The 13570-nt window shown below is 70.2% G+C and carries 8 protein-coding genes; all 8 read right to left on the reverse strand.

The features are described 5' to 3' along the window. Positions 1–48 precede the first annotated feature (48 nt). The 8 genes from G5C51_RS01515 to G5C51_RS01550 all read right to left on the reverse strand — a co-directional run bounded on the left by G5C51_RS01515 (position 49) and on the right by G5C51_RS01550 (position 13477). Positions 49–2940, reverse strand: a complete 2892-nt coding sequence (locus tag G5C51_RS01515) for a glycoside hydrolase family 3 protein (protein ID WP_165230192.1) — start codon at positions 2938–2940, stop codon at positions 49–51. Beyond that, the gene (yicI, locus tag G5C51_RS01520) at positions 2937–5216 is read right to left on the reverse strand and encodes an alpha-xylosidase (RefSeq protein ID WP_165230195.1); all 2280 of its coding nucleotides are present in this window, start codon (positions 5214–5216) and stop codon (positions 2937–2939) included. The genes G5C51_RS01515 and yicI overlap by 4 nt, the downstream gene beginning before the upstream one ends. Positions 5217–5234: 18 nt before the next feature. Continuing rightward, a complete protein-coding gene (locus G5C51_RS01525) occupies positions 5235–6056 on the reverse strand; it encodes a carbohydrate ABC transporter permease (protein WP_420824778.1) in 822 nt (273 codons plus the stop codon). Then, positions 6056–6964 carry an ABC transporter permease subunit gene (locus tag G5C51_RS01530; protein WP_165230198.1) on the reverse strand — a complete coding sequence of 303 codons (909 nt, stop codon included), beginning with the start codon at positions 6962–6964 and terminating at the stop codon, positions 6056–6058. The genes G5C51_RS01525 and G5C51_RS01530 overlap by 1 nt, the downstream gene beginning before the upstream one ends. Next, positions 6961–8259 (reverse strand): ABC transporter substrate-binding protein, encoded by a 1299-nt coding sequence (locus G5C51_RS01535; protein ID WP_165230202.1) that lies wholly within the window; start codon positions 8257–8259, stop codon positions 6961–6963. Before G5C51_RS01535 ends, G5C51_RS01530 begins: the two co-directional genes overlap by 4 nt. A 122-nt stretch (positions 8260–8381) precedes the next feature. Further along, positions 8382–9089 (reverse strand): B3/B4 domain-containing protein, encoded by a 708-nt coding sequence (locus G5C51_RS01540; RefSeq protein ID WP_165230205.1) that lies wholly within the window; start codon positions 9087–9089, stop codon positions 8382–8384. A gap of 89 nt (positions 9090–9178) precedes the next feature. Continuing rightward, on the reverse strand, positions 9179–9691 hold the full coding sequence (locus G5C51_RS01545; protein ID WP_338117973.1) for a DoxX family protein: 513 nt from the start codon (positions 9689–9691) through the stop codon (positions 9179–9181). A gap of 111 nt (positions 9692–9802) precedes the next feature. After that, positions 9803–13477 (reverse strand): family 78 glycoside hydrolase catalytic domain, encoded by a 3675-nt coding sequence (locus G5C51_RS01550; RefSeq protein WP_338117974.1) that lies wholly within the window; start codon positions 13475–13477, stop codon positions 9803–9805. Positions 13478–13570 lie beyond the last annotated feature (93 nt).

The raw sequence follows: 13570 nt of genomic DNA on the forward strand, positions 1-13570 counted from the left end.
CGGGTCCCTTCGCTGGGGGCGGTGTGCTCCCTCCGCCGCCACCGTAGGTCAGCGCAGTGAAAAGGTGGAGAGGCGCAGCCCTTCGGAAAGGACGAGGTATACGGCCTGGCGGCCGGTCCCACCCGAGAGCGCGGCCGTCACCTCCGCGTACTGGTAGCGCGAGCCGGTGCTCGCCACCGTCGCCCGGCCGACCGACTTGCCGTCCGGCGCGCCCAGGCGGACCTCGAGCGTCCCCTCCCCCGACGACTCCTTGGCGACCTGCGCCGTCAGGCGCTTCGCGCCCCCACCCAGGTCGGCGTCGTCGAACAGCAGCCACGCCCCGGCGGCTTCCGCCCCGACCGCCGTGCCGCGGGGCTTGGCCTCGTCGACCAGCCGCACGCCGTCGTAGTCGTCGAAGTTCTCCGCCCGGGTCACGCGCGACAGATCGCGCGGCGGGACGGTCTCGCCGCGTACGTCCAGCGTGGTGCGGCCGCGGATGTCCCCGGACGAGGGGCCGACCATGAGCTCGTACGTGCTGCGCTCCACCACCCACCGGGAGCGGGTGACGTCCCAGTGCGCCAGGTCGTCGCGCGACAGCGGCAGGGTCACGGTGCGCGTCTGGCCGGGCTTCAGCGTCACCTTCCGGAACGCCTGCAGCTTCTTCCGCGGCTGCTTGACCCGCGACTCCCGCTGCCGGGTGTAGAGCTGCACGACCTCGGCGCCGGCCCGGCGCCCGGTGTTGGTGACCGCGACCTCGACGCCGTCGCGCACCGCCCGCGGGCGGCCGTAGCGGAAGGTGGTGTAGGACAGCCCGTGCCCGAACGGGTAGAGCACCTCGCCGGTGAAGTACTGGTAGGTGCGGTCGTGCTTGATGTTGTCGTACTCGAGGATCGACGGCAGGTCGTCCTCGGAGCGGTACCAGGTCTGGGTGAGCCGGCCGGACGGGTTCGCATCGCCGAAGAGGACGTCCGCCAGCGCATTGCCGGTCTCCTGGCCCGCGTGGGTGGTCCAGAGCAGGGCCGGGGCGTGCTCCTGTTCCCAGTTCAGGGTGGTCGGGTAGTTGTTCTCCACGACCACCACGGTCTTCGGATTGGCCGCCAGCACCGCCTTGACCAGCGCCGCCTGGGTCTCCGCCAGGCCCATGACCTCGCGGTCGTCGGTCTCGCGGGAGTTGATGAACGGCATCGAGCCGACCACGACGATCGCCGTGTCCGCGGCCCGGGCCGCGGCGACCGCCTCCTCGGTGCCGTCCTTGACGACCTCGCGGGTGTAGCGGCCGGCGTCGGCGGCGGGGCCGAGGACGAGCGTGCCGTCCTCCCGCGCCCGCAGATAGACGCTGTCGCCGAACCAGTCCTCGTAGCCCGAGTACTTCAGCAGGACGGTGTCGTCGTCCTGCGCCTCGAGCTTGAACAGCTGGGAGACGAACCAGCCATTGGGCTGGTCCTGGTCGTTGAAGAACTGATTCCCCTCGGGCCCGCTGCCGTCCGGGTCGCGCATGCCGACGACCTTGCCGTTGGCGGCGGCCCGCAGCGTGACCACGCCCTGGCCCCAGCCGAAGACGTCGAAGTGCTGCGCCTCCCCGGGCTCACCCGCACGCTCCTTCAGCGCCGTCTCCGCACCGCCCGCCGTGATGTACGCGCCGGTGGCGGCGTTCTTCAGCGCGATCCGGTCGACGCCTTCGTACGCGGTGACGGTCGCACCCGCGCCGAGCCGCTCGGCGATGCCCTCCTTCGGGGTCACCTTGTACGGCAGCTCACCGGAGTACCAGTCGGCGTAGAGGGTGTCGGCCAGCGGCCCGACGACGGCCACCTTCCGCAGCGCCGCTGCGTTCAGCGGCAGCGCGCCGCCGGCGTTCTTCAGCAGCACGATCGCCTCGGTGGCGGCGCGGCGGGCGAGCTTGCGGTGCGCCGGGCTGTCGATGACGGACTTGTCGATGTGTCCGTACGGGCCGCCGTCCTCGTCGAAGTCGCCGAGCCGGTCGCGGATGTCCAGGACGTGCCCGACGGCCGTGTCGATGTCGGACTCCTCCAACAGGCCCTTCTCCAGCGCCTCATTGATCGCGGCGATGGTCTTCGACGGGTCCGTGTCGTCCGTGGTGAAGCTGTCGAGGCCCGCCTTGAGGATCGCGGCGTCCGCCTCGGCCAGGGTGTCGAAGTACTTCTGCGAGCCGGTGGCCGGCAGATTGTTGGGCGCCCAGGCGTCGGTGACGTTCAGCAGCGCCCGGTCGGTCCAGGTGCGCACCGAGTTGTTCAGGTCGGTGACCGTGCAGGGGCGGCCGTTGACCAGGTTGTACGCGGTCATCACGCCGCACGCGACGTCGGCGGAGATGGCCGCCTTGTACGCCGGTTCCTCGTACTCCTTGTACACCCGCGGCCGGATGTCCGAGGACGTCCGGTCGCGCCTGACCTCGTTGTTGTTGGCCAGGTAGTGCTTCACCAGCGGGGCCGTCTTGAGGTGGTCGGGGTCGCCGCCGCTGAGGCCCTTCGCGTACGCGGTCGACATGACGCCGGTCAGGTGCGGGTCCTCGGAGTAGCCCTCTTCGTTACGGCCCCAGCGCGGGTCGCGCAGCAGCTGCACGGTCGGCGACCACACGTTCAGGCCCCAGCCCTTCGGCCGCTCCTGCTGCAGGCCGCGGACCTCGTCGCCGACGGCGGAGCCGACCTGTTCGATCAGGGCCGGGTTCCAGGTGGAGGCGAGGCCGATCGCCTGCGGGAAGACGGTGGCCTTGCCCAGCCAGGCGAGGCCGTGCAGGGCCTCGGTGCCGGTGCGGAAGGCCTTCATGCCGAGCCGCGGTATCGCCGGCTGCCACTGGTGCAGCAGCGAGATCTTCTCGTCAAGGGTGAGCTTGCCGAGTAATTCCGCCGCCCGCCGCCTGGCAGTCGGGGCGGCGGCCGCGGGTCTCGCCATGGCGGCCGTCAGCATCGCGGCCACGGGCAGGGACAGGACCGTTCTACGCTTCATTGACGCGTCTCCTTGCGGTCTGATCGAATCGCTTCGACGTGGGACGTTCCTGCTTCCGCGCGCACCGTCGTGCCGCCGGCCGGCTCCAGCGCCCACGGGCGGCTCGCGTCGCCGGCCGTGGCCCGTACCGTCGCGCCCTCGCACGCGACGGTGAAGGCGACGCCGCCCACGGTCAGTTCCACCCGGTCGCCGTCAGCCGGCTCGTATGCGCGCAGCGTGACGCCGTCCGCGTAGTCGTAGTCCGGCCGGTCGTCCACGGCCCCGATGGGCAGCACCGCGCCCTGCCGGACGAGCACCGGCGCGCTGTCGAAGCCGTGCCGCTCCTTCACCCAGCGCGGACCCCCCACCTGGTGGCCGGCCAGCAGGTGCGTCCAGGTGCCCTCGGGGACGTAATACGAGACCTCGCCGTCGTCCGAGAACACCGGCGCCACCAGCAGATCCGGGCCGAGCATGTACTGCCGCTCCAGGTGCGTGCACGCCGGGTCGTCCGGGAACTCCAGCACCATCGACCGCATCATCGGCACGCCCTCGGCGTGCGCCTGGCGGGAGACCGCGTCGAGGTACGGCATCAGCCGCAGCTTCAGCTTGGTGAAGCGCCGCAGCACGTCCACGGCCTCCTCGTCGAAGAGCCACGGCACCCGGTACGAGGACGAGCCGTGCAGCCGGGAGTGCGAGGACAGCAGCCCGAAGGCGATCCAGCGCTTGAACAGCGCGGGCGACGGGGTGCCCTCGAAGCCGCCGATGTCGTGGCTCCAGTAGCCGAACCCGGACATGCCGAGCGAGAGCCCGCCGCGCAGCGACTCGGCCATCGACTCGTACGTGGCCTCGCAGTCGCCGCCCCAGTGCACGGGGAACTGCTGGCTGCCGGTGGTCGCCGAGCGGGCGAAGACCACGGCCTCACCCTCGCCGCGCTGCTTCTTCAGGACGTCGAAGACGGTCCGGTTGTAGAGGTACGTGTAGTAGTTGTGCATCCGCTCCGGGTCCGAGCCGTCGTGGTACGCCACGTCCGTGGGCACCCGCTCGCCGAAGTCGGTCTTGAAGCAGTCGACGCCCATCTCCAGCAGCGCCTCGAGCTTGCCCGCGTACCAGGCCCGCGCCTCGGGGTTGGTGAAGTCCACCAGCGCCATGCCCGGCTGCCACAGGTCCCACTGCCACACCCCGCCGTCGGGCTTTCGCAGCAGATAGCCGCGCGCGCGGCCCTCGGCGAAGAGCGGGGAGCGCTGCGCGATGTACGGGTTGATCCACACGCAGATGCGCAGGCCCTTGTCCTTCAGCCGGGCGAGCATGCCCGCCGGATCGGGGAAGACCCGCGGATCCCAGGTGAAGTCGCACCAGTTGAACTCGCGCATCCAGAAGCAGTCGAAGTGGAAGACGGACAGCGGCAGATCGCGCTCGGCCATCCCGTCGATGAAGGACGTCACCGTCTCCTCGTCGTAGGAGGTGGTGAACGATGTCGACAGCCACAGCCCGAACGACCACGCGGGCGGCAGTGCTGGCCGCCCGGTGAGCGCGGTGTACTTGCGCAGGATCTCCTTCGGCGTCGGCCCGTGGATGACGTAGTACGTCAGCTCCTGGTCCTCGACGCTGAACTGCACCCGCGAGACCGCCTCCGAGCCGGCCTCGAACGACACCCGGCCCGGATGATCGACGAAGACGCCGTAGCCCGCGTCGGTCAGGTAGAACGGCACGTTCTTGTACGCCTGCTCGGTGGCCGTGCCACCGTCGGCGTTCCAGATGTCCACCACCTGGCCGTTCTTGACCAGCGGCCCGAACCGCTCGCCGAGCCCGTACACGCTGGTGCCGACGGTGAGCTCCAGCTGCTCGCGCATGTAGTGCTCGCCGCCGTCGGTCTGCATGATGCCCATGGCCTTCGGCCCCGACGACGTCAGCGGCCGCCCGTCCGTGGTGCGGAAGTCGAGCTGCCACGGCCCGCCGCGCGCCACCCGCACCACGAGGCTGCCCGCGGTGAGCTGCGCGTGCTCCTCGTCGTACGACACCTGCGCGGGCCCCTCGCCCGCGGCGAAGCCGAAGTGCGGGCCGCGGTCCACTTCGCCGTCGAAGTGGGTCAGCGTCACTCCGATCACGTCGGGCATCGGCGAGTGGCACCGGACCGTCATGACCGGGCCCTTGAGCAGGTCGCCGCGGTGCCGGATGGGCTGGGTGGGGGCGTGGATCTCGAGCGTGCCGGCGTCGGTGCCGGTCACGTCGAGGACCTCGACCGGGTAGGCGGCGCGGATGCCTTTGCGCAGCATCCAGTAGCCGTCGGTGAACTTCATTTGCGGCTGTCCTTCGGGTTATTTGACCGCGCCCGCGGCGATACCGCGGGTCAGTGTCCGCTGGAAGATCAGGAAGAAGGCGATGCTGGGCAGCACGCCGAGCAGCGCGGCGGCGTTCGTCATCGTGGCGTCCATGTCCCGCTGGCCCTGCAGCACTCCGAGGGCGACGGAGACGGTCTGGACGTCGTTCGAGACGAGCATGACCAGCGGCAGCAGGAACTCGTTCCAGGTCCAGATGAAGAACAGCACCATCAGCACGCCGATGGTCGGCCGGCTCACCGGCACCACGACCCGCCACAGCACCTGGCTCTTGGTGGCCCCGTCGATCCGGGCGGCCTCGATGATCTCCCGCGGGAAGCCGGAGAGGACGGAGGAGAGCAGATAGGTGCCGAAGGCGGACTGGACGACGGTGAAGACGATGATGACGCTGAGCCGGGTGTCGTAGAGGCCGACCTCCTTGGAGAGGTAGTAGACCGGGTAGACCAGGGACTCCTGCGGCAGCATGTTCGCGAGCACGAAGAAGGCGAGCACCCACGGGCGGCCCTTGATCCGGCCGATGCCGATGGCGTACGCGCTGAGGATGGACAGGACGACCGCGAGCACCGCCACCGAGCCGGAGATCAGCACGGAGTTCCACAGCTTCTCGCCGAAGTTCACCCGCTCCCAGAAGTCGGCGAGGCCGTCCAGGTACAGGCCGTCGGGGAGGCTGAGCGGACCGTCGGCGGAGTACTCGTCCGGCGACTTCACCGCATTCATGGCCACGACCACGAACGGCAGCACCATGAAGAGCGCGCCGAGCGCCAGCGCCGCGAGCACGGGGTATTTCCTGACGGCGGTCATCAGGCCTCGTCCTCCGCTCGGGTCTGCAGACGGAGCGCCACGACGGCCAGCACCATGATCAGGACGGTGAGGACGGTCGAGATGGCGGCTCCGTACGATGCCTGGAAGTTCTCGAAGAAGTTCTGGTACGCGAAGTAGGAGGGCACGTTCGTCGCCCCGCCGGGCCCGCCGCCGGTGAGCACGTACACCATGCCGAAGACCTTCAGCGCGGCGATCGTGCACCACAGCAGCACCACGGCGATCTCAGGGCGCAGCTGCGGCAGCGTGACGTGCCAGAACCTGCGCCACCAGCCGGCGCCGTCCAGCTCCGCCGCCTCGTGCAGCGCCGGATCGAGGCGCTGCAGCCCGGACATGAAGATGACCAGCGGGAAGCCGATCTGCACCCAGACCATGACCGCCATGACGCTGTACAGCGCCCAGTTCGGGTCGCCGAGCCAGTCCTGCTGCAGGCTGTCGAGGCCGACGGCGCCGAGCAGTTCGTTCAGCGAGCCGTTCTCGGGGGCGAGGATCCAGCTCCAGACGATGCCGGCGACGGCGATCGGCAGCACCTGCGGCAGGTAGAAGCAGGCCCGCAGGGTCGCCGCCCAGCGGGTGCCGGCGTGCTTGGCCACGACGTCGAAGAGCGCGGAGGCGAGGACGAGGCCGATGGCGGTGGGCACCACCGCCATCGCCACGACCATCGCCAGGCTGTGCCGGAAGGACTCCCAGAAGTCCTCGTCACCGAGGAGCTTTTCGTAGTTCTCCAGGCCGGTGAACTCCGGGGTGCCGACGCCGGACCAGTCGGTGAAGCTGATCCCGGTGTTCATGACGAACGGCACCACGATGACGACGAGGAACGCGAGCCCGCCGGGGACCAGATAGAGCGCGTACGAGCCCTCGGCGCGGGGGCGGCTGTTGTGACCCCTCACTCCTGCAGCACATTCTCGTCGTACTCGGCCTGCAGCGACTTGAGTACGGCCGCCGGCTTCGCGCTCTGGGTGATCAGCTTCTGCACCTCGGAGGCGAGGGTGTCGTAGAAGCCGTTGGCGGGCCAGTCCGGGTAATAGGCGAGGCCGTCGTTCCCCGCCAGCTCGTCGTAGCGCTCGATGAGCTTCTTGGACCGCGGCTCGGTGATGGCGGAGGCGTCGGCGGCGACCGGCACCCCGCCGGCGTTGCCGAGGGTGTTCTGGATCTTCTTCTTCATCGTGATGTCGATGAAGTCGTAGGCCAGTTCCTTGTTGTCGGCGCCCTCGGGTACGACCCAGAGGTTGCCGCCGGAGCCGAGCGTCTGCTTGCTCTCCGGCCACATGAAGGTGTCCCAGTCGAACTTCTTGATCTCGGCGTCGAAGCGGCCGAACCACCAGCTGCCGGAGAAGAACATCGGGTGCTTGCCCTGCATGAAGGAGACGCCGGTGTCCTCGGCCTTCAGCCCGCTGGAGTTCTTGGCGATGTAGCCCTTGTCGACCCAGTCGGCGAAGGTCTCGGCGGCGTAGGTCCAGGCCTCGTCGGAGAAGTCGGTCTTGCCCTTCATCTGGTACGACTCGGCCCAGGAGCGGTCGGCCTGGGAGAGGGCGAGCTGGTAGACGTACTGCTGGGCGACGTACTCGGCGCCGCCGTTGGCGAACGGGGTGAGCCCGGCCTTCTTGAAGGCGGCGAGGGCCGTCTCGAGCTCGGCGACGGTGGTGGGCACCTTGACGTCGTGCTCTTTGAAGAGGTCCTTGTTGTAGTAGACCATCGTGTACTCGGCGTAGTTGGGCACGCCGTACCAGTTGCCCGAGCCCATCACGCCGTTCTTGTCGTAGCGGCTGGTGGTGGCGACGGTCGGCGGTATCGCCTTGTCCCAGCCGCGCTTCTTCGCCTCGCCGGTGAGGTCGGTGAGGAGCTGCCGCTTGGAGAGCTGGCCGGTGGTGGCGTTGCCCTTGTTGTACTCCAGCAGGTCGGGCGCCTCGTCGGAGTTGAGCACCTGCGGGGCGGTCTTCTGGATCTGCTCGAAGCCCTTCGACTCGAACTCGACCTTCACGTCCGGATGCTGCTTCTTGAACTCCGCGATGGCCTGGGTCCAGGCCTTGCCCATCGCGCTGTCCGGCGTCTCGTAGTGCCAGAGCCGCAGCGTGTCGCCGGACCCTGCGTCATCCGAGTCCCCACATGCGGCGAGCGTGCTCAGCCAGAGGGTCCCCGCCAGGGCGGCGGCCAGCAGCCGCGCCCTTCTCCGTACCTTCAACATCGACTGCCTCCGGGTGAGTTGGCTATGTTTGTCGAAGCGCTTCGACGAAAGTTAGGGATGTGCCGGAGGTAAGTCAATGCTGTTAACAAAACGAGTGGGGTGAGCGCCTCTGGGGTCTGGCGTCAGACGGCGGCTTGGGGCTGCGCCGGGCTGAGATAGTGCACGGCGGTCCGGTCCGAGTGGGGCGCGAGCAGGTCCTGCAGCTCGCTCGCGGCCGTCTTCAGGAGGTGGCCGTCACGCTCGGCGTGGAGCGTCTCGAGGACGAAGGCGACGTGGGTGGCGTCCTCGGTGACGCGGGTGCGGTGGGCGTCGCGGTGATTCCAGTGGCGGGTCAGGACGCCACCGTCATCGGCGTAGATGACCTCGCCGGGCTTGGGGTGCTCGACGGTGTCCGGCTCGCCGAGCGGGGTGAACGCCTCGCTGCCGTCCGCGTACCGGATGACGACGTCGCCGCTGACCTGCTCCAGGTCGAAGGCCCCGGCCGGCAGCCCGTGGCGGACGGACACGGCGTTGTACGAGTCCACCGCCGGGCTGATGCGCGGCAGCGCGCCCTTCTTGGCGAGGCGGCGGCCCAGCGCGTCGACGCTGGGGCGGATGCGGCGCGGGTTGGTGCCGAAGGAGCGGTACGCGGTGTGCCACGCCTCGATGCGCGGATCACTCTCGTCCGCGGGCTGCCAGCTGCCATCGGCCAGCTGCCCCTCCAGCTCCGCCACGGCGGCGACGGTGCCGGGCCACGGCTCGTGTCCGCGCAGACCGGCGGCGGTGACGACGGCGATGAGCGTGCCGGGGAACGCCTCGGCGACGGCGGGGGTCAGGTGGAAGGCGGGCATGGGCGGTTCCGTTCAATGCTCGGGACCGCGGGCGGCGCGGTCTGGACTCCGCACACCTATCACGGCTCCGGCCGTTGCCGTCCGCCGGCTCAGCTCTCTTCTGAGACCGCCGCCTGCGGCCGGTAGAAGGCCGCCAGCAGCGCCGCCGTGCCCACCACTCCCCCGCCGAGCGCGATGCCCGCGCCCGCCCAGCCCACGACCGCGATGTCCGCGGCCTCGTCGATGGATGCCGCCCCCGGGCCGAAGGCGGCGAGCGCGATCGCCACCAGCGACAGCACCAGCACGTACTCGTAGCCGTCCTTGAAGACGAAGAAGCCGTTACGGCGGTGCGCCAGCAGTCCCGCCACCAGCATCACGCCCACCACAGCCGCGCAAGCCAGCGGCGTGCCGAGGCCGAGGATCAGCAGCGCACCCGCGCCGAGTTCGGTGAGCACGCTGAACCACGCCTGCAGCCGGGGCCGGGTGAGCCCGAGCCCGCCGAACCAGCCCGCCGTGCCGTCGATGCCGCCCTTGCCCCGCCAGTGGTTCCAGCCGTGGAGCAGCATCACCACGCCCAGGCCAAGACGGACCAGCAGCAGGGCCCAGTTCTCCGCGTCGGACACGGCGACATCCTCTCCTCGGAACAGCCGGGCCATTGCGCCACACTCACACGCAATCATCAAGAGACAGGCGCCCGCGAATCTGGATCAAGCCGTGGGTCCCGTCCGCCCCGCTCAGGCGTTGAAGCGATACGCCCCGGCCCGGGCGCGGTACACCCGGTAAGCCGCACCCCCCGCCGTGGCCTCACGGACGAACGCCACGCCCCGCGGCGCACTCACGGACTCGCCTCGCGTCGGCACCCAGATCTCCGCGTCGGTGTTGTACGGGACGGTGACCGCCAGCTCGATCCTGCCGTCCTTCCGCCGCCACCACTCCGAGGACACCCGCCCCCGGACCGTATCGATCGAGGCGGCGACGTGGTCGAGGGTCGCCGGCGACAGGTCGGTGTCCGAAGGGGACTTCGGGACGCGGCTGTTGACCGCGACCGCCGGGATGTACGGACGGATCCGCAGCGCCGCGTAGGCGGGCTCGGTGGGCCGGATGCCCGCCAGGCTCTGGTAGAACCACGTGGCCACGTTCGAGCGGTAGTGATGGTTCACCGACGCCGAGTTCGTCCAGCTCTCCCACAGGGAGGTGGCGCCCTGCGCGATCTGGTCCACGTAGCCGGGCGGCCCGGTCTGGGTGATGGCCTTCAGCGCGATGTCCGTATAGCCGTAGTCGCTGAGGATGTTGAACTCATAGCGCGAGCCGTACATATCGCTCTGGATGTGATGGTCCGCGGCCACCAGCCGGTCGGCGAGCAGCTTCGCCAGCGCCTTCCGGTTCTCCGCGACCGGCTTCGCGCCGGCGACGTACCGGGGATCGTCCGGGCTCAGGTCCGAGCCGGGGACCAGGTCGAAGGCGATGGCCATGGCGTTCTCGCTGGAGATGCTGCCCTTGGTGAAGTGCCCGGCGGAGGCGTCCCAGTAGTTCTCGATGAACGCCTTGCGCAGGGTCCGCGCCAGCCGCGCGTAGTGCGCCGCGCGGGCGGTGCGTCCCAGCCGCCGCCCGACCGTGTCCATGTAGTCGCAGAAGTGGATGTAGAAGGCCAGGCTGATGACGGCGTTGCTGCCGGGGTTCTCGGCGCCGGAGTAGGCGCCGAGGGCCGCCTCGAAGCGGTAGTTGTCCGTGGCGGTGAACAGCGTCTCGTAGTACGTCAGCAGCCGGTCCTGATGCTCGTAGAGCTCGGCGAACAGGCTGCTGTTGCCGTAATAGGTGTGCAGCTCGGCCGGCATGACGAAGTACGCGGAATCCCAGGCGGGCACGGCCTTCCAGGTGAAGTTCCAGCCGGGCGTGCGGTCGTAGCCGTAGCCGCCCTTGGCCGCGGGCAGGATCATCGGCAGCTGGCCGGTGGAGATCTGCCCGTCGGGGAAGCCGCGCAGATACGCGGTGAAGGCGGCGTTCACGTCCCACGTCAGCGACTGCGACTCGGAGCTGGCCATCGCGTCGCCGGTCCAGCCGTTCTTCTCCCGGGACGGGGTGTCGGTGGGCTTCTGCACCAGGTTGTTCTGCTCGGCCCACTCCAGGTTGCGCTGGATGCGGTTGATCAGTGCATTGCCGGTGGTGAAGGTGCCGGTGCGGGCGAAGCCGGAGCGGGCGACGTCGATGGTGAAGGCGTCGGCGTCGCGGGCCAGTTCGGGCTTGCGGCCGAGGACCGCCTCGAGGTTACGGATCTCCAGGTAGCGCGCGCCGACGTGGCTGAACTGCTGCTCCCAGGTCTGATGCGAGCGGCGGCCGAGGGTGTAGTAGTGCGTCTCGAGGTTGGCGTCGTGATGGAAGTTCTCCTCGATCAGCGTGTACGGGGACGCGGCCGTGCCGTCGCCGCCGGTCAGCCGATTGCTCGCCCGGATCCGCAGCGTCAGGCCCTCCTTGTCGGGACGCACGCCGCGCAGCGCCACGCGGACGAAACCGCTCACGATCTGGCCGTAGTCCGCCAGCCACACGCCGGAGCCGGGCGCCGTCTCTTTGAGCGAGACCGGCCGCAACCGCTCGCCGACCAGGACCGGTTCGGCCTCATGGGCGCGTACGACGGCCGGGGCGAAGCCGTCCGGCACCCGGGTGGCGGGCAGCATGCCGTGATGCTTCGGGGACGGGCCGGAGCAGCTGCCCGGCGGAATGAGCACCGTGGCCGGCTGCCACGCGCGGCCGGTGCGGTGGCCGGCCGAGCGCCACTCCCCCAGCGCCTCGGCCCGGCGGGCGTCGTACTTCTCGCCCGAGTAGACCGAGTCGAAGGTCGTCGGCCCGTCCGCCGTATGCCAGTCGCGGTCGGTGACCAGCGTGGTCGAGTCGCCGTCGGTATACGTGACGACCAGCTTGGCGCGCATCCGGGGCGGCCCGGCGTACGGGGCGAGCTGCCAGTACCACTCCTGCGGGGTGGTGACGCCGTACCAGCCGCGGCCGAGCTCCGCGCCGACGACGTTGCGCCCGGTGCGCAGCAGCCGGGTGACGTCGAAGGTGTCGTACAGGATCGTGCGGTCATAGGTGGTGTGGTCGGTGAGGAGGCGGGGGACGTTGGCCCCCTCCGCCGCCGCTTGCTTGCCGTCGACGGTGATCGGGTCGCCGTTCACGGTGAAGGTGACGTTGCCGGCCGCGCTCAGATGGAGGCGGGCGCGGGCGATGCGCTTGCCGGGCAGGGTGAAGGAACGGCGCAGCAGCGGCGCCGGGTTGGCGATGGGCAGTACGACGTTCTTGGCGGGCACCCGCTGGGAGCCGGGGATGAAGGTCAGGCCTTCAGGGGTGCCGATACCGGACTCGAAGGGGTTGGCGCCGGTGGTGAGGTCGGCCGCGAAGTCGGCGGCGCCGGTGCCGGTCACCTCCACCGAGCGGATGGTCGCGTCGCTGGGGCCGAAGCCGAAGGACCCGTGGCGGCGTATCTGATCGCCGGTGAGGGTGCGGCGGTCGACCTCGACGCCGTTGATCCGGGTGGTGACGGTGAGGCCGCGGGCCTCGACCTCGACGGTGTGGTCGCGGGCGGCCCAGATGTCGGCCGTGAGGCCCGCGGCGGCGGGCAGCGGGACGGTGGCGACGGGGACGGTGCGGGTGCCGCTCGCGGTCGGGTTGGTCTCGCTCTGCGGGTCGTAGTGATCGACACCCCAGTCCGGCTCCGAGGCGCCGTCGTCCACCCAGGTGTTGCCCGCGTAGTGCCGCGTCCTCATCACCAGCCGCAGCTCGCCGTCGACGCGCTGGATGGTCCAGTCGAGCGCCTCTCCCCAGGTCTTGCCGATGGGCTCGGCGCGCAGCAGCAGCGAGAGACCGGTGCCGGGGTCCTTGCCGCCGCGGAAGACGACCGTCGCGGTGAGGTCCTTCCAGTCGTGATCCTGCGGCTGCCGCCCCCCGATCCATTCGGCGCCCGCCCAGTCGTCCTCCCCCTTCAGCAGCCCGGTCTCCCACCGCGCGGTCTCGCTCCAGCCTCCGCGCTCCCCGCTCTCGTCCCACGTCCGCACCCGCCAGTGGTACGGCTGCTCGGAGCGCAACGCACCGCCGCCGTACGGCACTTCGATGCTGTCGGCGCCCGCGACCTTGCCGCTGCGCCAGACGTCCGCCTTGCCGGGCGCGGTCCCCACCTCGATCTCGTACGCGGTCTGCCGCCCGGCCCGCGGCACCCAGCTGAACGCCGGGGCCCGCTCCGTACCCAGCGGCGCGATCCGCGACCCGACCTGCAGATCCCGCGGCGCGGACCTCCCGGCCGTGCCCAGAGCCGCCGCGACCTCCGGCCGGCCCGCGAGCGGGACCGCCGCCCCGGCCGCCGCTGCGGTCACGACGCCGAGCAGGTGGCGACGGCTCAGGGCGCTGCTTTGCTCCTCGGGCACGGCTCGGGTTCCTCTCGTCGACAGCTGGCATGAATCGTTTCAATCACCGGCATTCGGCGACTTTACGGGCCGCGCGGAACCAAGGGCAATGGT

The sequence above is a fragment of the Streptomyces coryli genome (genome assembly GCF_011044975.1).
GTDB lineage: Bacteria > Actinomycetota > Actinomycetes > Streptomycetales > Streptomycetaceae > Streptomyces > Streptomyces coryli.